The organism is Nocardioides sp., assembly GCF_035576065.1.
Classification (GTDB): Bacteria; Actinomycetota; Actinomycetes; order Propionibacteriales; family Nocardioidaceae; genus Nocardioides.
This window is the reverse complement of record NZ_DATLWX010000049.1, coordinates 1-19,202: the sequence shown is the minus strand read 5'-3', so window position 1 is coordinate 19,202 and position 19,202 is coordinate 1. Positions and strand designations below refer to the sequence as shown.

General features: G+C 68.8%; 16 protein-coding genes. 11 read left to right on the top strand and 5 right to left on the bottom strand.

Translation table 11 applies throughout. The features are described from left to right. Positions 1–569: 569 nt before the first annotated feature. Positions 570–1,082 (bottom strand): GNAT family N-acetyltransferase, encoded by a 513-nt coding sequence (locus VNJ48_RS22250; protein ID WP_325605984.1) that lies wholly within the window; start codon positions 1,080–1,082, stop codon positions 570–572. A gap of 207 nt (positions 1,083–1,289) precedes the next feature. Here VNJ48_RS22250 and VNJ48_RS22245 point away from each other — a divergent pair, with 207 nt between their 5' ends. Next, positions 1,290–1,469, top strand: a complete 180-nt coding sequence (locus VNJ48_RS22245; RefSeq protein ID WP_325605983.1) for a hypothetical protein — start codon at positions 1,290–1,292, stop codon at positions 1,467–1,469. Between the two features lie 28 nt (positions 1,470–1,497). Next, entirely contained in the window at positions 1,498–2,031 is a 534-nt protein-coding gene (locus VNJ48_RS22240; protein WP_325605982.1) for a DUF1990 domain-containing protein, read from the top strand. 131 nt (positions 2,032–2,162) lie between these two features. On the opposite strand, the gene VNJ48_RS22235 is transcribed toward VNJ48_RS22240, so the two are convergent. The 4 genes from VNJ48_RS22235 to VNJ48_RS22220 form a co-directional block, all read right to left on the bottom strand. Further along, positions 2,163–3,596, bottom strand: a complete 1,434-nt coding sequence (locus VNJ48_RS22235) for a M28 family metallopeptidase (RefSeq protein ID WP_325605981.1) — start codon at positions 3,594–3,596, stop codon at positions 2,163–2,165. Positions 3,597–3,694: 98 nt separating this feature from the next. Next, entirely contained in the window at positions 3,695–5,716 is a 2,022-nt protein-coding gene (locus tag VNJ48_RS22230) for a M4 family metallopeptidase (protein ID WP_325605980.1), read from the bottom strand. Positions 5,717–5,934: 218 nt separating this feature from the next. Then, a complete protein-coding gene (locus VNJ48_RS22225) occupies positions 5,935–7,284 on the bottom strand; it encodes a hypothetical protein (protein ID WP_325605979.1) in 1,350 nt (449 codons plus the stop codon). 61 nt (positions 7,285–7,345) lie between these two features. Beyond that, positions 7,346–8,695: a PLP-dependent aminotransferase family protein gene (locus VNJ48_RS22220; protein ID WP_325605978.1), complete on the bottom strand. Its 1,350-nt coding sequence runs from the start codon at positions 8,693–8,695 to the stop codon at positions 7,346–7,348. A gap of 124 nt (positions 8,696–8,819) precedes the next feature. Between VNJ48_RS22220 and VNJ48_RS22215 the strand changes: the two genes are divergently transcribed. The 9 genes from VNJ48_RS22215 to VNJ48_RS22175 all read left to right on the top strand — a co-directional run bounded on the left by VNJ48_RS22215 (position 8,820) and on the right by VNJ48_RS22175 (position 18,950). Continuing rightward, entirely contained in the window at positions 8,820–9,668 is an 849-nt protein-coding gene (locus tag VNJ48_RS22215) for a nitrilase-related carbon-nitrogen hydrolase (protein ID WP_325605977.1), read from the top strand. A 13-nt stretch (positions 9,669–9,681) separates the two neighbouring features. Then, positions 9,682–11,112, top strand: a complete 1,431-nt coding sequence (gene hydA / locus VNJ48_RS22210) for a dihydropyrimidinase (protein WP_325605976.1) — start codon at positions 9,682–9,684, stop codon at positions 11,110–11,112. A gap of 52 nt (positions 11,113–11,164) precedes the next feature. Next, positions 11,165–12,193, top strand: coding sequence for a TIGR03842 family LLM class F420-dependent oxidoreductase (locus VNJ48_RS22205; RefSeq protein ID WP_325605975.1), 1,029 nt, complete (start codon positions 11,165–11,167; stop codon positions 12,191–12,193). Then, positions 12,190–13,071 (top strand): ABC transporter permease, encoded by an 882-nt coding sequence (locus VNJ48_RS22200; RefSeq protein ID WP_325605974.1) that lies wholly within the window; start codon positions 12,190–12,192, stop codon positions 13,069–13,071. Before VNJ48_RS22205 ends, VNJ48_RS22200 begins: the two co-directional genes overlap by 4 nt. Then, on the top strand, positions 13,071–13,961 hold the full coding sequence (locus VNJ48_RS22195) for an ABC transporter ATP-binding protein (RefSeq protein ID WP_325605973.1): 891 nt from the start codon (positions 13,071–13,073) through the stop codon (positions 13,959–13,961). Before VNJ48_RS22200 ends, VNJ48_RS22195 begins: the two co-directional genes overlap by 1 nt. After that, positions 13,958–14,782 (top strand): ABC transporter permease, encoded by an 825-nt coding sequence (locus VNJ48_RS22190; protein ID WP_325605972.1) that lies wholly within the window; start codon positions 13,958–13,960, stop codon positions 14,780–14,782. The genes VNJ48_RS22195 and VNJ48_RS22190 overlap by 4 nt, the downstream gene beginning before the upstream one ends. 53 nt (positions 14,783–14,835) lie before the next feature. Further along, positions 14,836–16,002 (top strand): ABC transporter substrate-binding protein, encoded by a 1,167-nt coding sequence (locus VNJ48_RS22185; RefSeq protein WP_325605971.1) that lies wholly within the window; start codon positions 14,836–14,838, stop codon positions 16,000–16,002. Positions 16,003–16,101: 99 nt separating this feature from the next. Further along, positions 16,102–17,445 carry an aspartate aminotransferase family protein gene (locus VNJ48_RS22180; RefSeq protein ID WP_325605970.1) on the top strand — a complete coding sequence of 448 codons (1,344 nt, stop codon included), beginning with the start codon at positions 16,102–16,104 and terminating at the stop codon, positions 17,443–17,445. Then, complete coding sequence (locus VNJ48_RS22175) at positions 17,442–18,950, top strand: CoA-acylating methylmalonate-semialdehyde dehydrogenase (RefSeq protein WP_325605969.1); 1,509 nt, start codon at positions 17,442–17,444, stop codon at positions 18,948–18,950. Before VNJ48_RS22180 ends, VNJ48_RS22175 begins: the two co-directional genes overlap by 4 nt. The last annotated feature ends 252 nt before the right edge of the window (positions 18,951–19,202 follow it).

The following is a 19,202-nucleotide window of genomic DNA, read 5'->3' as shown; positions in this document are numbered from 1 at the left end:
GACCGGACAGGTCTCCGCGAAGACACCCACGCAGTGGGGTCAAGCGTGCCAGGAGTCACGAGCACGGCAGCAGGCCAGCGATCTCACCCTGCCGGTCGACCTCAGGTCAACCGCTCCCAACACTCACAGCGTGCCAGTGCGCGAAGGTGATCGGAGTGCGTTGCTCGTGGGCAGTCGAGCTCTCGGATCGCATGGGCCGCCGGGCAAAGCTCGGCCACGAGGGTCGGCACGTCACCGGGGGTGGTGTCGCGGCCGATGAGGCCACCAGGATCGATCGTTCCCCAGCCACAGGCTCAGGCGACTGGCTCTGCTGAGAAGTCATACGCCGTAAACCCCGCAGCACTCGTGACCGCACTCGCGCTGCAGCGAACGCCAGAACCAGTCCGCATCTGGGATCAGCGCATCGATCTAGGCCCGTAGGCGCACGCCGGCCACGGGGAGAACGAGCCGCCACCCTTCGCCCTCGATGTCGTCCGCCACGTCCCCAGCATAGGAAGTGCGCCTTCGTCGCCGCGATGACGCCGGTTCCCCGTACGAGCCCGCACCATGCAGCGATACGTGCGCCGCAGTCACTCCTCCGGGCGAACGAGCACCTCGAAGCTGCTCCCGTCGGTCGTTGCGCGGAACTGCCCGATGCGGCGGAAGCCAAGAGATTCCACGGTACGAAGGGCACGGAGGTTGAACGTGGCCACCGTCACGCGGAACGCCGCAGGCACGAACTGTGCTCGGCCGAACGCCAGACCCGTCGAGATGGCTCGCCGGCCGAGACCCCGTCCGACCAGTCCGGGCCGCAGCCCTCCGCCGGTGTCGAGTGCCGTGTCGTCATACGTCCATCCCGGCACCTGCCCGTCGGGGCCGAACGAACGGAAGCCGATCAGCTCGTCCCCGGCCAGCACGGCGTGGAATCCGGACTCCGGTTCCATCAGCCAGTCAGGGTCTGAGCCGGTCATGTCGTAGCACTCGTACGGCGCGTCGTAGTGCCACGTGCAGATGTCGAGTGCGTGCTCCCGCGTCAGCGGAGCGATCCGCATCTCAGCGACGAGAACCGTCGAGTCGTCGTGCGGAGAAGAGGTCAGGCCCATGAGCCCAACCTATGAGAGGCCGACGCGGTCTAGGGTGCGCCGCCCCGTGCCGCACCTGCATCTCGAGACCTCCATCGCGGCCACACTGCAGGAGTGCTTCGACCTGTCGTTGGCGGTCGATGCGCACACCCGGTCGATGGGAGCGTCGCGCGAACGGGTCGTCGCGGGACGAACCGTTGGATTGCTCGAGCTCGGGGAGTCCGTCACGTGGCGGGCGGTTCACTTCGGTGTGCCGTTCCGGATGTCAGTCGCGACATCACGTTTGCCTCGCCGGCGGAGCCGGTCGGCCACCTGGTCGATCGGCTGTTCCTGGCTCGCTACCTGCGACGCCTGGTCGAGGTGCGCAACGAGTGGCTCAAGCGCGCTTTGGAGGACGGCCGTCAGTGACCTTGCCCCGTGCGGCAAGGTTGCAGGCATGGACGTTCACCGGCTGGACGCACACCAGGCAGCCGAGCTGCGGGCAGCGCCGTACACCTATGAAGACGTCGGCGCCACGGCCGCCGGCGCCGTCGCCGGGTTCACCTGGGTCGAGCGCTCGGCCATCCTGGAGAGGCGGGACTTCGAGGGCGCGGCCGGCGACCTCCTGTCTTGGCAGGTGCAGGCGCGCTCCGGGATGCACGTGTGGGCCTCACCCCTCCCGCTGGAGGCCGCCTCGCTGGCGGTGCTGCGCCTCGGGCCCGGCCGGTTGTCGCTGCGCATCCCGTGCCGGGTCGTCTACGTCATCGACGAACCGGACCTGAAGGGATTCGCCTACGGGACCCTGCCCGGGCACCCGGTGGTGGGCGAGGAACGGTTCGCCCTCCGCCGCCTCGGCGACGGCCGCCTTGAGCTCACGATCTCGGCCTTCTCGCGACCTGCGTCGCGACTGGCGAAGTTGGGTGGGCCGGTCTCGCGGATGGTCCAGAGCGCCATGATCGGGAGGTACCTCCGCGCGCTCGACAAGAGGTGAGGCGCGGGCCTGGCGTAGACGCGCGGACATTGGTCAGGAATCGCCACTGCCCCACGCCGGCGGGCGTGGGGCAGCAGCGAGCAAAGTCCGCGTGTCTACGAGTCAGCTCACGCTGACTCGTGTCTACATCATCAGCTGACGCTGACGGCGGTGTCGTCGACGACGAAGCTCGTCTGGAGTGTCGAGTCCTCGTTCATGAGCAGCTTCACTGTCACGGCCTTGCCCTTGTGGGCGAGCAGGCTGTGGGTGAACTGCGTGTACGTCGAGTTGGTGCCGACGTTGCTGAAGGTGCGCAGCGTCGAGGTGACGCCGCCGACGACGATCTGGACCTTCATCGTGTCGTAGACCGTGGATCCGGTCTCGGCGGTGTCGGTGCGGATCCAGTAGGTGAGGTTGGCCGCGGTGGCGGTCGCCGGGATGGTGACGGTCTGCGTGAGGTTCTCAGTCGAGGTCGCCCCGTTGCCGCCGAGCCACGCCTTCCACGTGCCGGTGCGTGCAGGCTTCGACGAGGAGGACGTGATGGCTCCGGTCGTGCCGGTCCAGGACGTTGCGCCGGACTCGAAGCCCGGGTTGGCGAGGATGTTGCCCCCGGGCAGGGTGCTGAAGGTCTTGTCGGCATAGAGCCAGATCATGTGACCGATCGCGTCGAGGTTGCGGTCGAAGGCGGTGCTGCTGAGGTTCGTCATCGTGTCGCAGGAGCTGTGGTAGCACGGGTCGTAGGCGCGGCCAGCCGTCCCGCCCCACTTCTGGGCCTGGGCCGTGGTCTTGATCCCCTCGGCGCCCGAGAAGATGCCGGTGGTGGGCAGGCCGTAACTGCGGAACGACGCGTGGTCAGAACGACCCTGGGGGTCGGTGTACTCCCACGGGATGCCCTTGGAGTCGTAGTAGGCGGTCAGGCTGTCCCGGGCGAAGTTGCCGGCGGCGTTGTCGTTGTAGACGAAGTAGGCGGGGTTGATCGAGCCGGTCATGTCGTAGTTCTGATAGAGCCTGATCCGGTCCTTGTCGGCCGTCGGCAGGGTCCGCATGTAGTGGTTCGAGCCGAGCAGGCCCTGCTCCTCAGCCCCCCACCACGCGAAGCGCAGGTGGTTGCGGGGGACGTTGCCGCTTGCTGCCCAAGCCAGCGCTGCTTCAAGGATGCTGGCCGAGCCGGTCCCGTTGTCGTTGATGCCGGGGCCGCTCGCGACGCTGTCGAGGTGGGCACCGACCATCACCACATTCTCGGCGCTGCCGCCCGGCCAGTCCGCGATGAGGTTGTACGACGTCCCCGAGGAGGTGGAGAAGGACTGCACCTGGGTGGCGTAGCCAACGGCGTCGAGCTTGGACTTCACCCAGTCCAGGGAGGCCTTGTAGCCCGGCCGGCCGGTGGCGCGGTTGCCGCCGTTGGCGGTTGCGATGTTCTGGAACTGCTGCAGGTGTGCGGTGGCGTTGGACACCGAGAGGTCGGGCGAGGGAGCGGCCACCGCAGGAGCGGTGGTCACGCCGGTGAGGGCCGAGGCTGCAAGGGCGGTGGCCGCGGCGGCGCCGATCAGCGTCGAACGGAACCGGGCAGGGGTGGACGTGCGCATGGGGTTCTCCGGGTCTTGTGGAAGGGCGGGGATCAGATCAAGGCGGGGCTGTGCCCCGGTGCGGCGGGGGGCCGCACCGGGGCACAGAGGAAGAGAGATCAGCTGACGCTGACCGCGGTGTCGTCGACGACGAAGCTCGTCTGGAGCGAGGAGTCCTCGTTCATGAGCAGCTTCACGGTCACGGCTTTGCCCTTGTGGGCGAGCAGGCTGTGGCTGAACTGCGTGTACGTCGAGTTGGTGCCGACGTTGCTGAAGGTGCGCAGCGTCGTGGTGACTCCGCCGACGACGATCTGGACTCGCATCGTGTCGTAGACGGTGGAGCCGGTCTCGGCGGTGTCGGTGCGGATCCAGTAGGACAGGTTGGCCGCGGTGGCCGTCGCCGGGATGGTGACGGTCTGGCTGAGGTTCTCGGTCGACGTCACTCCGTTGCCGCCGAGCCACGCCTTCCACGATCCGGTCCGCGCCGGGCGGCCGGTGCTGGAGGTGATCACGCCGGATGTCCCGGTCCACGAGGCAACGCCAGACTCGAAGCCCGGGTTGGCCAGGAGGTTCCCGCCGGGCGGCGGGGGCGGGGGCGGGGTGGTGCCACAGGTCGGGTCAGCGGTCTGCGCCGGCACGTTGACCGCGTCCCAGGCAGTCTTGACCTTGTTGAACTGGGCACAGGTGCTGTCCAGGTTCTTCGCGGCCTGCAGGGTCCAGGTGCGGTACTTCAGGTAGCTCGAGGTGCTGGTCTTCATCAACATGGCGTTGTAGAGGACCTTGATGGCTGCCTGCTCGCCCATGCCGGTCACCGACGTGCCGTCGCACTTGGAGACACCGCCGCGCGACAACAGGTAGAACCAGTGGTCGCCGGGGCCGGCGGCCGCGTGGACACCCATCGTCGGGATCGAGGTGGTCCAGCACGACGGGTCGCCCGCGTTGGCCGGGTTGGAACCGTCACGGATGGGACCCTGGCCGACGAGGTTGATCTCCTCACCGATGGTGTGGTCGGGGCCGTCGAACGCCGGGTCCTGGTTGTCGTAGTACTCCGTTGCCGTGGCGAGCGCGTCCCCGATGAACTCCTGGGTGCCGCCGCCGGAGATCCCGCCGGGGGTCTTGTCGTCGACGCCGTGGCCGTACTCGTGGGCCACCACGTCGATCGAGGTGATCCACTGACCGACGGTGTTCTTGCCGTACTGCGTCTGCGTGCCGTCGTAGAAGGCGTTCTGGTCGTTGAGCCCCACGCGCATCGGGACCCAGCCGCCGTTGCCGTCCATGCCGTTGCGGCCGAGCCACGACGACATCATCCCCTTCATCTGCTGGGCGGCGTAGAGGCCGTCGACGCAGCCGGTCTCCTTGTTGGTGGCGTTGCCGTTGCCCCACAGGTCGTCGCTGCCGCTGAACGTGACGTTGGTGGCCTGGTCCTGGCAGGTCAGGCTGGGGGCGGTCGGGTCGGTCATCCGGTAGGTGCCGCTGGTGAGGGTCGTGGCGATGGGCAGCGGGTTGGGGCCGCTGTACGCCGCAGTGCCGCTGCCGTGGACCACGTGCTCCTTGGTCCCGAGCACGGCGCCGTCCTGCGCGTCGACGTACACCGACTGGCGCGAGGCCTCGCCGCCGTCGACACCCGAGACGGTCGTCTCGTAGGCGAGGCGGCTGGTGGCGCCGTCCTGCCAGATGACCAGGGTGGTGGCCTCGACGCCCGAGACCGAGTCGACCTGTTCGCGAGAGATCTCGACCGCGCGGTCCTGGGTCAGGGTCGGGGTGATGGAGGCAACGTCGACGGGGGCAGTCTGGGCGACCTCGGTGTTGAGGACCGCACCGGTGGCGCCGGTCACCACGACGAAGTCACCGCCGATGACGGGCAGGCCCTGGTGGAGGCGCTCGTAGGCAACCGCCACCGTGCCGTTGCCACCCTGGAGGGTGGCGGCACGGACCAGCTTGTCCTGCTCGGCCAGCTTGACCTTGCCCTCGTGCTTGGCGATCCATCGTGCGACCTTGTCGTTGGCTGCGGCCAGCGAGCTCGGCTCGTCCTGGGCAGAGGCCGGCACCGCCGAGGTCATCGGCACCGCCAACGCTGCGGCGGTCAAGGCCAGGACGGCCAGACCTGCCAGCTGTGGAGTGCTCGTCTTTGAGCGTTTCACGGGGATTCCTCTCGGGTCGTGGCCGGATTGCGGCCACTGGATGGCACCCGCGGAGTCACAGGCGCACTGCACAAAATGGCAACTGGAGAGGCATCGGTCTATGGAGATGGCCGTGCAGGAACGTGCAATGCGTAAACCTGCGTAAATGGCAGCGGCCGATGGCGGCGCGAATGGCGAGCAGACGCCTGGGCGAATGATGACCCCAGGGCAGGGGAAGCTCAGCGCTTGAGGCGGACGGTGCTGCTGCGGACCGTGGCTCCTGAGGAGCTCGACGGCAACACCGCGCGGTACGTCCCGCGGCGAAGGTCAACCACCACGACGTCGCGGTCGCCGCGGGTGCGGACGCGGTCGACCTTGCGCCACTTCGTGCCGACCTTGCGCTGGATCACCACGCGGTAGTTGTCCTTGCCCGAGTCGGGGCCGATGTCGATGCGGAGCCTCGACTTCTTCTTCACCGCGCGTGCCTCGACGGTGGGCCCGGCCGGTGCGCTCGGGGGCGGTGGAGGCGGGGGAGGCGCGGCGGTGACGGTGACGACAGCGGTTGCGGGGCTGGCATCGACGTTGCCGTACACGTCGCTCGCTCGCACCGAGATCATGTGGTTGCCCGGGGCGAGCGAGACGGTGGTGCTGCCCGCGCAGGCGGCCCACGGCGCTTCGTCCCACCTGCACTGGAAGGTCGCGTTGGACTCGGAGGCGATGAACTCCACGCGGATCGCGTCGTTCGTCGTCGCATATCTCGGCACCGAGGTGATCGCCGTCTCCGGTGGCGTGGTGTCGACGAAGACGTCGATCGTCCTGGAGCCGATATGGCTGTTCGTGCCCGGTGACCCAGGATGGTTGACGGCGTAGATGTGGACGACTTGTCGCCCGGTCTTGGCGGTCGTCAGCGTCCTCACGAAGCCGGGGCGCGGAGAGAACCCGTGCGCAGCGGTGACGTCCTGCCGCTCGACCGAGGTGTTGATCAGGTGCCGCTCGGCGCCGGCAGTGCCGGCGGGCCCGCCGATGTAGACCTCGAGGTCCAGCGTGGCCTGCGGGTTGCTCGGATCGCCCGCCCAGCCCCACACCGCGACCTGGCGGTGGCCGGGTGAGCTGACGCCCTCGAAGGCGCCTCGAGGCGAGGGGTCCGCGATGGTGACCCGACCAGCCTCGATCAGGGGATTCGGTCCGCCGTGCGGGTCGATCGCGTAGACCCGCCATTCGAGGTCGCCGGAGAGCGGAACGTCGATGACTGCGTCGAATCCGTGGTAGTTCCCCGAGTAGCCCGAGTTGACGGGAACGTCCGGCCGATAGGCGTTCGCCGGGCCGAGGTTCACCCCGTGTTCGGCCCCAGGTGAATTGAAGTAGACATGGATGTCGACCGAGATGCCCTGATCTGCGGGATCGAGGGCCCAGCCTCGGATGTGCACGCGGCCAGGCTCGCGACTGACGACGTCGTTCACGTCTCCGGTTGGCGTGCCAGCCGACGCAGGAGAGGCCGCGAGCACCTGCACCAGCGCCGCAAGGAGGGCGACCAGGCTGAGGCGTACGACAAGACCACGGTGCAGAGGTGCTCGTTGCGGCGCGCTCATGTGTTCTCCCCCGTAGTGCCCAACTAGATTCGGCGCTCATCGTAGTGCCGGACGGCACCTGTCATTGCCTGATCGCGACAGCAGCCGCAGCCAGTGCGGTGGCGACCTCGGCCGCGTGCTCGGGGTCGACGAGGCCGGAGGTGATCCGGATGTGGGGCGCGCTGGTCGCGCTGGGGAAGAACGGTGTTCCTGCGGCGACTCGGATGCCGGCCGCGGCGAGGTGGAGCAGGGCGGCGCGTTCGTCGTCCACCGGGAGCCAGAGGTTGATGCCGTCCGGCGTGCTCAGGTCCATCCCCTGCTCCGCGAGCCGCGCGACCAGGTCGCGTTGACGACCGAAGTACTGACGACGTGCCTCGGAGACCTCGTCCATCGACCGCGCCTGGGTCAGCAGGTCGTGGAGGATCGTCTGCACCATCCGAGATGTCCAGCCGGGCCCGAGCATCCTCCGGGCCACGAGCTGGTCGACCATCTCGGCTGGCCCGCCCAGCGCGGCGATCCGCAGGTCGGGTCCGTGCGACTTGGAGAAGCTGCGCACGTGCACGACGCGCTCGGGCAGGTAGGTGCCCAGAGAGACGTCGGGGCTGGTGCTGATCGCGCCGGAGTGATCGTCCTCCACGATCCACGGCATCGGCTGGTGGCGGCGCCGCGCGAGGACCGCGGCGAGCTTGCGTGCGCGCTCGGGGGACATCGAGATGCCGGTCGGGTTCTGGGCACGTGGCTGCAGGACCACAGCGACCGGGCGTGCGTCGAGGGCGGCGCGCAGCGACTCGGGTCGCAGCCCCCAGTCGTCGACCTCGACCGGCACGATCTCGGCCCCGAGCGACTCGACCAGGTCGTAGAAGGGCGGGTAGCCGGGGGACTCGAGCGCGACCCGGTCGCCGAGGTGGACGCACTGCTCGAGCACTCGGGCAATGCCGTCGGTGGCCCCGTCGACCACGGTGATGACCTCGGCGGGATAGGGCCAGGCGCCCTCGAGCACCGACCGCAGCTGCGGCAGCACCGGCTCGTCCTGGTAGACGCCGGTGCCGGCGCGGGCGGAGACCCGGCCGAACGCCGGGCCGAGCGACGGCAGCAGCAGGGGATCGGGGGTGCCGCGGGAGAGGTCCATCCGCAGCCCGCCAGGGCTGGCACCGACGAGGCCGCGCTGCCGCGGGCTCAGCCAGGGGCGGGGCGTCTCCTGCACGAAGGTACCGGCGCGTCCCCGCGAGACCACCACTCCCGTACGCCGCAGTGCTTGCCAGGCGGCGCTGACGGTGGCCGGGCTGACGCCGAGCTCGGCGGCCACCTCGCGCACGGTCGGCAGGCGTTCGCCGGGACCGAGCTCCCCGGACCGGATCGCGCGCCCGAACGCGCCCGCGATGCCCTGCGGCGACCGGTCGGTCAGCGCGTCGAGGTCGGGCGAGCGGGTCACGGCGACTGCTCCGTTCGCTCCGTCGAGGGGGGAGGAAATTTACCCACGCGATAGGGATGGGAAATGTTCAACCAAGAGGATAACGTTCCAGACGGCAGCGTAGCCATCACCCGGGAGGACGAAGATGTCGACCGTTCGTGCAGCGATCACCCAGACCACCTGGACTGGTGACAAGGACTCGATGCTGGACAAGCACGAGCAGTTCGCCCGCGATGCCAAGGCGCAGGGCGCGCAGATCATCTGCTTCCAGGAGCTGTTTTACGGCCCCTACTTCGGCATCACCGAGGACAAGAAGTACTACCGCTACGCCGAGCCGTCCGACGGCCCGATCGTGCAGCGCTTCGCGGCGCTCGCGAAGGAGCTCGAGATGGTGATGATCCTGCCCATCTACGAGGAGGACATGACCGGGGTCTACTACAACACCGCCGTCGTCGTCGACTCCGACGGCACGATCCTCGGGCAATATCGCAAGCACCACATCCCGCACCTCGACCGGTTCTGGGAGAAGTTCTACTTCCGCCCCGGCAACGGCGGCTACCCCGTCTTCGACACCGCCGTCGGCAAGGTCGGTGTCTACATCTGCTACGACCGGCACTTCCCCGAGGGGTGGCGCGAGCTGGCCCTCAACGGGGCGCACATGGTGTTCAACCCCAACGCGACGAAGCCGGGTCTGAGCAACCGCCTCTGGGAGGTCGAGGGGCCGTGCGCCGCGGTCGCCAACGGCATGTTCGTGCTGCAGCCCAACCGGGTCGGCCGCGAGGACAACGAATACGGCGAGCTGGCAGTCGACTTCTACGGCACCAGCCAGGTCATCGACCCGCGCGGCAACTTCGTCGGCGAGCGCGGCTCGGGCGAGCACGAGGAGATCCTGGTCCGCGACCTCGACCTCGACATGGTGCAGCAGATGCGCGACGACTGGCAGTTCTACCGCGACCGCCGCCCCGACTCCTACACCGCCATCGCCCGCGCCTGAAGGAGGACCGGAAATGAGCACCTTGCTGATCAAGGGGGGCACGGTGGTCAGCGCCACCGGCCGCACCGCCGCCGATGTCCTGGTCGATGGCGAGCGCATCGTCGCCGTGCTACAACCCGGCTCGACGTTGTTGGGACACGACCTCGCTGCTGGCGTCGACACCGTGATCGACGCAACCGGCAAATACGTCATCCCCGGAGGTATCGACGCCCACACCCACATGGAGCTGCCCTTCGGCGGCACCAACGCCAGCGACACCTTCGAGTCCGGCACCATCGCAGCCGCGTGGGGTGGCACGACGTCGATCATCGACTTCGCGGTGCAGAAGTACGGCGAGGCCGTGGAGACCGGACTGGCGGCCTGGCACGACAAGGCCGGCGGCAACTGCGCGGTCGACTACGGCTTCCACCAGATCATCGGAGGAGTCGACGAGCAGTCGCTGAAAGCCATGGAGACGCTCGTCGACGAGGGGATCTCCAGCTACAAGCTGTTCATGGCCTATCCGGGGGTCTTCTACTCCGACGACGCGCAGATCCTCAAGGCGATGCAGAAGGCCGCCGAGCTGGGCCTGATGACGATGATGCACGCCGAGAACGGCCCGGCCATCGACGTACTCGCCGAACAGCTCTATGAATCGGGCCGTACTGCTCCCTACTACCATGGCATCGCCCGCGCCTGGCAGATGGAGGAGGAGGCCACACACCGCGCGATCATGCTGGCCGACCTGACCGACGCCCCGCTCTACGTCGTCCACGTGAGCGCGAAGCAGGCCGTCGCGCAGCTGGCGGCAGCGCGTGACCGCGGCAAGAACGTCTTCGGCGAGACCTGCCCGCAGTACCTCTACCTGTCCCTGGAGGAGCAGCTCGGCGCCGGTGGCAAGGACGGCTTCGAGGGCGCCAAGTGGGTCTGTTCGACGCCGCTGCGCTCCCGTGAGGAGGGTCACCAGGACGCCATGTGGCAGGGCCTGCGCACCAATGACCTGCAGATGGTCTCGACCGACCACTGCCCGTTCTGCATGAAGGGCCAGAAGGACCTCGGCAAGGGCGACTTCCGGGCCATCCCCAACGGCATCGGCTCGATCGAGCACCGGATGGACCTCCTCTACCAGGGTGTGGTCACCGGCGAGCTCACGCTCGAGCGCTGGGTCGAGCTGACCTCGACCACCCCGGCTCGGATGTTCGGCCTGTACGGCACCAAGGGGGTCATCGCCCCGGGCGCGGACGCCGACATCGTCGTCTACGACCCTGCCGGGCACACCAGCATCGGCGTGGAGAAGACACACCACATGAACATGGATCACTCGGCGTGGGAGGGATACGAGATCGACGGACACGTCGACGTCGTGATCTCGCGTGGGTCGGTCCTGGTCGCAGGCGGCGAGTTCCACGGCCGCGCGGGTCACGGCCGCTTCCTCAAGCGCGGCCTCACGCAATACCTCACCTGAGCCTGTCCCTCAATACAACCAAGCCCACACCTGTCCTACGAAGGAGCTCCAGATGGACTTTGGCGTCGTCCTGCAGACCAACCCGCCCGCGTGGCGGACCGTCGGCCTGGCCAAGCAGGCCGAGGAGCACGGCTTCGACTACGTCTGGACCTTCGACTCCCACCTGCTCTGGCAGGAGCCCTACGTCATCTACTCGGCGATCCTCGGCGCGACCAACCGCATCACGGTGGGGCCGATGGTCACCAACCCGGCGACCCGCGACTGGACCGTCACCGCCTCCGTCTTCGCGACCCTCAACGAGATGTACGGCAACCGCACCGTGTGCGGCATCGGGCGGGGCGACTCCGCGGTGCGCGTGCTCAACGGCAAGCCGACCACGCTCAAGGAGGTCCGCGAGGCGACCCATGTCATCCGCGAGCTCGCCAACTGCCGGCCGGTCGAGCACAACGGCACGACCCTGCAGTTCCCCTGGGCGCGCAGCTCCGAGCTGGAGGTGTGGATCGCGGCCTACGGGCCTCTCGCACTCAAGGCGGCCGGCGAGGCGGGCGACGGCTTCATCCTGCAGCTCGCCGACATCGACATCGCCACGTGGATGATCGGAGCGGTGCGCGACGCCGCCGAGAAGGCCGGCCGCGATCCCGACTCGATCACCTTCTGCGTGGCCGCACCGATGTACGTCGGGGAGGACACCCCCGAGTCCCGCGCGCACATGCTCGAGCAGTGCCGCTGGTTCGGCGGCATGGTGGGCAACCACGTCGCCGACATCGTCGCCAAATACGGCGACAGTGGCGGCGTACCGCAAGCACTCACCGACTACATCAAGGGTCGCGAGGGCTACGACTACAACGAGCACGGCCGCGCCGGCAACACGCACGCCGACTTCGTGCCCGACGAGATCGTCGAGCGGTTCTGCATCCTCGGCACCCCCGAGGAGCACATCGAGAAGCTCAAGGCACTCAAGGAGATCGGCGTCCACCAGTTCGCGGGCTACCTCCAGCACGACAACAAGGAGGAGACGATGCGGGTGTACGGCGAGACGATCATGCCGGAGCTGCGAGACCACGTGGTCGCGAAGGCGTGACCCGAGTGCTGGGACGTCTCCGCGCCGGCCTGCTCGGCGCGCTCGGCGTCGTGCTCGTCGCCGCACTGTGGGACCTCTACAAAGCCTTCGGCCCCGAGCAGGGGGTGCTGGTGGGCGAGCGCACGCTGATCCTGCCCCGCGCGACCGACCTGGCGATGCCGCACACGTGGGAGATGGTGCAACGCCTCTTCGAGCCGGCCACGGGTCTGGCCGGAGCACCGACAGCCCTGGAAGCCGTGCTGGAGGCGAGCGCCTTCACCCTGTCGATCGCCGCCAGGGGATGGCTCGTCGGCGTGGTGGTCGGGATCGCGCTCGCGCTGCTGATGACGCGCTTCAAGATCGCCGAGTCAGGGATGCTCCCGTGGATCGTGCTGAGCCAGACGGTGCCGCTGATCGCGATCGCTCCGCTCGTACGCCGCTGGGGGGCTCAGATCGAGTTCGGGTCCTTCACCTGGGAGAACGAGCACTCGGTGGCGCTGATCGCCGCCTACCTGGCGTTCTTCCCGGTGGCCGTGGGCGGGCTGCGGGGACTCAAGTCGCCGGCCCGCACGCACCTCGAGCTCATGCACACCTACGGCGTCGGCTGGTGGCGCACGCTGATCACCCTGCGGCTGCCCGCCAGTGTCCCCTTCCTCCTCCCGGCACTCCGGCTGGCAGCGGCCAGTGCCGTGATCGGTTCGGTGGTCGCCGAGGTCTCGATCGGGCTGCGCGGCGGCATCGGCCGGATGGTCGTGGAATACGCCCAGTCGGCCGGCGGTGACCCGGCCAAGGCCTGGGCGCCGATCTTCGGAGCGGTGGCCGTCGGCCTCGTCGCCGCTGGTGCCGTCGGGCTCCTGACCCTCGCCCTGCGCCCCTTCCACCTGACGGAGACCATCTGATGACGTCCAGCAAGCAGACGACGGGCGACACCAGCCGGGGGACGACGGGCCAGGACCCGACGGCCCAGGCCCCGACGTCCCAGGCGCAGGCCATCGAGGTGGTCGGTGTCGACCGCGTCTTCGGACGGCGTCGCGACGAGGTGGTCGCCCTCAAGGACGTCACCGTCTCGGTCGCGCCCGGGGAGTTCGTCTCGCTCATCGGGCCCAGCGGATGCGGCAAGAGCACCCTGCTGCGTCTCGTGGCCGACCTCGACACCCCGACCTCAGGCTCCGTCACGGTCTTCGGGAAGTCCGCGCGGCAGGCGCGCCGCGACCAGGACTACGGCATCGCCTTCCAGCAGGCCGGACTGCTGCCGTGGCGCACCGTGGCCTCCAACATCGAGCTCCCCCTCAAGTTGCACGGCGTCGGCGCCAGCGAGCGCCGCGCACGGTCAGCCGAGCTGCTGGAGCTCGTCGGGCTGCAGGACTTCGGTCGTCACCACCCCGACCAGCTCTCCGGCGGCATGCAGCAGCGAGTCGCGATCGCGCGAGCACTGGCCGAGAGGCCGCGCCTCCTGCTGATGGACGAGCCCTTCGGTGCCCTGGACGAGATCACCCGCGAGCGGATGCAGAACGAGCTGGTGCGCATCTGTCGCGAGACCAGCGCCGCCGTCCTGTTCGTCACCCACTCGATCCCCGAGGCGGTCTTCCTCTCCGACCGGGTCGTGGTCATGTCGCCGCGGCCCGGCCGCATCGTCGAGATCGTCTCGGCAGGCGACGGGATGGGCACCTCGCACGAGCGCACCGACGAGGTGCGCGACGCGGCCGAGTTCTTCCACACGGTGGCGGCGGTGCGCGAACACCTCCACGGCGCGCCTGTCGTCGGGGCCCGAGCGGTGGAGAACAGATGAGTGCAGCCGTCTCGACCCAGGCGCCGACCCGCCCACCGCGGCTGAACGGCCTTCGGCTGAGCGACCTCCGGCTCAGCGCCGTCCTCGCCCCGCTGGCAGTCGGGGTCGCCTTCCTCGGCAGCTGGCAGCTGACGGTCGACGGACTCGGTATCGATCCCTACATCGTGCCGGCGCCGTCGGCCATCTGGGACCAGCTGGCCGCAGCGCGGTCCAACATCGTCGACGGCATGGTGGTCACCGGCCGCAACGCCCTCCTGGGGATGCTGCTCGGTGGCCTCGTCGGCGTGCTGGGTGCTGTGGTGTCGAGCATGGTCAAGGTGGTCGACCAGATGGCGGTGCCCGTCGTCGCGGCGCTGTCCGTGGTGCCCATCGTGGCGTTGGCTCCCGTGCTCTACACGATGTTCGGGGCTGCCGTGGACACCGGGCGCATCGTCGTGGCCGCGCTGGCGGTGTCCATCCCGGTCTACCTCAACACCCTGCGCGGGCTGCGCCAGGTCTCAGGAGTGCACCGCGAGCTGATGGCGGCGTACGCCGCAACCCCGACCCAGGTGGTCCGGACCGTGACGCTGCCGACCGCGACGCCGTACGTCTTCACCGGCCTGCGGATCGCGTCGTCGCTCGCCGTGATCTCCGCCCTGATCGCGGAGTACTTCGGCGGCCCGGTCGGCGGCCTGGGGAAGGCGATCACCTCGGCGGCCGCGAGCAGCAACTACCCATTGGCCTGGGCCTACGTCACCGGCTCGATCGTGCTGGGCCTGGCCTTCTACGTCGTCACCCTGCTCGTCGAGCTGTGGTTCGCCCGGCACGCGCCCCGCACCTGATCCGCCAGACCTGACCGCACCTGTCCCATCACCACCCACCCCGAGGAGAAGACATGAGAGTCACACCACGTGCGCGGACGCTGTCCGTGCTCAAGGTCGGCGTCGTCGCCCTGTCGCTCGCGCTCAGCGTGAGCGCTTGCGGCGGCGACGGAGACAGCGACTCGGGCAGCGGCGGCGAGGGGTCCGGCGACGATCTCACCCCGGTGACCCTCCAGCTGCAGTGGGTCGCGCAGGCGCAGTTCGCCGGCTACTACGCCGCCGTGGAGCAGGGCTTCTACGAGGACGAGGGACTCGACGTCACCATCGCCGAGGGCGGACCGGACATCGTCCCGCAGGACGTGCTGGCAGCCGGCGACGTCGACTACGCGATCTCGTGGGTGCCGAAGGTGCTCGGCTCGATCGAGCAGGGGGCCGGGATCACCAACGTCGCCCAGATCTTCGAGCGCAGCGCGACCACCCAGATCTCCTTCAAGGACAAGGGCATCGAGTCGCCGGCCGACCTGGCGGGCAAGAACGTCGGCAGCTGGGGCTTCGGCAACGAGTGGGAGCTCTTCGCCGGGATGCAGGAGGAGGGCGTCGACGTCGAGGACATCAACCTCGTGCAGCAGGCCTTCGACATGAACGCCTTCCTGGCCGGCGACATCGACGCCGCACAGGCCATGACCTACAACGAGTACGCCCAGGTCCTGGAGAGCGTCAACCCGGAGACGGGCGAGCTCTTCCAGCCCGAGGACCTCAACGTCATCGACTGGAACGACGTCGGCACCGCCATGCTCCAGGACGCGATCTGGGCTTCCACCGAGCAGCTCGAGGACGAGGCGTACGCCGAGCAGACGACCGCCTTCATCAAGGCCTCCATCAAGGGGTGGGCCTTCGTCCGCGACGACCCCGAGGCCGGCGCGGCGGCGGTCACCGCCGCCGGTTCCCAGCTCGGGACCAGCCACCAGCTGTGGATGACCAACGAGATCAACAAGCTGATCTGGCCGTCCACCAACGGCGTCGGCATCATCGACGAGGCCGCCTGGGACCAGACGGTCGAGATCGCGCTCAACACCGAGAACGAGACCGGCGCGACCATCATCAGCGAGGAGCCCCCGGAGACCGCGTACACCAACGACTACGTCGAGCAGGCGCTGGACGAGCTTCGTGAGGAGGGCGTGGACGTCGACGGCGAGGACTACGCGCCGATCGAGGTCACCCTCAACGAGGGCGGCAACTGACCGACCCCACCAGATCCGTGCGAGCCGACGGACGGTGCTCACGAGCCCGTCCGTCGGCACGCCCGGTCCCCCCGTACGTTCCCTCAGGAGAAACAGGCAATGACACAGGCCAGCACGCAGGCAGCAGGCACCAGAGATCTCGACCAACACGTCGTCGATCTCGACCGAGCCCACGTCTTCCACTCATGGTCCGCGCAGGGGGCGCTGGCCCCGATGGTGGTGGCCGGGGGCCTGGGCTGCCGGGTGTGGGACCACGCCGGACGCGAGTGGCTGGACTTCTCGAGCCAGCTCGTCAACGTCAACATCGGGCACCAGCACCGGAAGGTCGTGACCGCGATCCAGCAGCAGGCCCAGCTGCTGACGACGATCTCCCCGCCGACCGCCAACATGGCCCGCGGCAAGGCCGCGAAGCGGATCGCGGACCGCGCACCCGAGGGCATGAACAAGGTCTTCTTCACCAACGGCGGCGCCGACGCCAACGAGAACGCCATCCGGATGGCTCGTCTGTTCACCGGTCGCGACAAGGTCGTCTCGACCTATCGCAGCTACCACGGCAACACCGGGGCGGCGGTGGTGGCGACAGGGGACTGGCGGCGCGTGCCCAACGAATACGCCCGTGGGCACGTCCACGTGTTCGGTCCGTTCCTCTACCGCTCGGAGTTCTGGGCCACGACCCCCGAGGAGGAGAGCGAGCGGGCCCTGCGCCACCTCTCCAGGGTCATCGAAGCCGAAGGGCCGGCCTCGGTCGCCGCGATCCTGCTCGAGACGGTGCCCGGCACCGCCGGGGTGCTCATGCCGCCTCCGGGCTACCTCGAAGGTGTCCGTGCGATCGCCGACAAGCACGGGATCATGCTCATCCTCGACGAGGTGATGGCCGGCTTCGGGCGTACGGGCCACTGGTTCGCCTTCGACGCCTACGACGTCGTCCCCGACCTCATCACCTTCGCCAAGGGCGTGAACTCCGGCTACGTCCCGGTCGGTGGTGTGGTCATCAACGACCCGATCGCAGCCCACTTCGACGACATCGTCTTCCCCGGCGGACTCACCTACAGCGGGCACCCCTTGGCGATGGCCTCGATCATCGCCTCGATCGACGCGATGGAGGACGAAGGCATCGTCGACAACGCCGCGCGCGTCGGTCGCGACGTGCTGGGCCCGGGACTCGCTGAGCTCGCCGACAAGCACGCGATCGTCGGGGAGGCCCGCGGTGAGGGCGTCTTCTGGGCGCTCGAGCTGGTCGCCGACCCCGACACCCGCGAACCGGTCGCCCCCGCCGTCATCGGCCGCGCGAAGGCAGCCATGCTCGAGCGCGGCCTGATCCCCTTCGCGGTCGAGAACCGCATCCACGTGGTGCCACCGTGTGTGGTCACCGACGACGAGGCCACCACCGCGTTGGCCATCTACGACGACGTACTCACCCTGCTCACCAAGGAGCTCTCATGACCACCTCTTCCGACCTGCCCGTCCTCGACCACTGGATCGACGGCGGTCCCAGCGCCGGGAGCTCCGAGCGGCTGGGCGACGTGTTCGACCCCGCCCGAGGAGTCGTCCAGCGACACGTCCGTCTCGCCTCCGCTGCTGACGTCGAGTCGGCCGTGGCCGTCGCCAAGAAGGCCTTCTCCTCGTGGGGCCAGGCGTCCGTCGCCAAGCGCCAGGCGGTGATGTTCTCCTTCCGAGAGCTGCTCGCGGCCCGCCAGGGCGAGCTCGCCGAGATCCTCACCTCCGAGCACGGCAAGGTCCTCTCCGACGCCGCCGGCGAGATCGCCCGCGGGCTCGAGGTGGTCGAGTTCGCGTGCGCGCTGCCGCACCTGCTCAAGGGCTCGGTCTCGGAGAACGTCTCGACCGACGTCGACGTCTTCTCGGTGAAGCAGCCGCTCGGAGTGGTGGGAGTGATCAGCCCCTTCAACTTCCCCGCCATGGTGCCGATGTGGTTCTTCCCGATCGCGATCGCGACCGGCAACTGCGTGATCCTCAAGCCCAGCGAGAAGGACCCCTCGGCAGCCAACTGGATGGCCGAGCTGATGACCGAGGCCGGCCTGCCGCCGGGGGTCTTCAACGTCGTGCACGGTGACAAGGAGGCCGTCGACGCGATCCTCACGCACCCCGACATCGCCTCGATCTCCTTCGTCGGCTCGACGCCGATCGCGCAATACGTCTACGAGACCGGCACGGCCCACGGCAAGCGGGTCCAGGCGCTCGGTGGGGCCAAGAACCACATGCTCGTCCTGCCCGACGCCGACCTCGACCTGGTGGCCGACTCGGCCGTCAACGCCGGCTTCGGCTCTGCCGGGGAGCGCTGCATGGCGGTGAGCGTGGTCCTGGCCGTCGACGCGGTCGCCGATCCCCTGATCGAGAAGATCCGGGAGCGGATGTCCACCCTGAAGGTCGGCGACGGCCGGCGTGGCTGCGACATGGGCCCGCTGATCACCCGGGAGCACCGCGACAAGGTCGCGTCGTACGTCGACGTGGCGGCCAACGACGGCGCGAGCGTGGTCGTCGACGGCCGTGGTGACGAGGTCGACGGCGAGGCCGACGGGTTCTGGATGGGCCCGACCCTGCTCGACCGGGTGCCGACCTCGTCGACCGCCTACACCGACGAGATCTTCGGTCCGGTGCTGTCAGTGGTGCGTGTCTCGGGCTATGCCGAGGGGATCGAGCTGATCAACTCCGGGCCCTACGGCAACGGCAGCGCCATCTTCACCAACGACGGCGGGGCGGCCCGCCGCTTCCAGCGTGAGGTCGAGGCCGGGATGGTCGGGATCAACGTACCGATCCCGGTGCCCGTCGCCTACCACTCCTTCGGCGGTTGGAAGGCCTCGCTCTTCGGAGACGCGAAGGCGTACGGCCCGCACGGCGTCGACTTCTTCACCCGCGAGAAGGCCGTGACCCAGCGCTGGCTCGACCCGAGCCACGGCGGCCTCAACCTCGGGTTCCCGCAGCACACCTGAGCTCCGCTGGTCCAGCCGCGCGAGGACCACGCGTCCGCGCGGAGCTCAGGTGTGCCCTGGGTCGCTGAAGGGACTTCCTGACGAACTCCTGCACTTCCTGACCTTTGCAAAGGGGCAGGGTCAATCGGTCTAGGCAACGGTTCATGCCGCTGCCGGGTTGGCGAGCAGCTCGGCCAGCGCTTGGGCTGGTGTCTGTAGGTCGAGGGTAGGGCGTGGGCGCTTGTTGAGGGTGGCTGCGATCCGGGCGAGGTC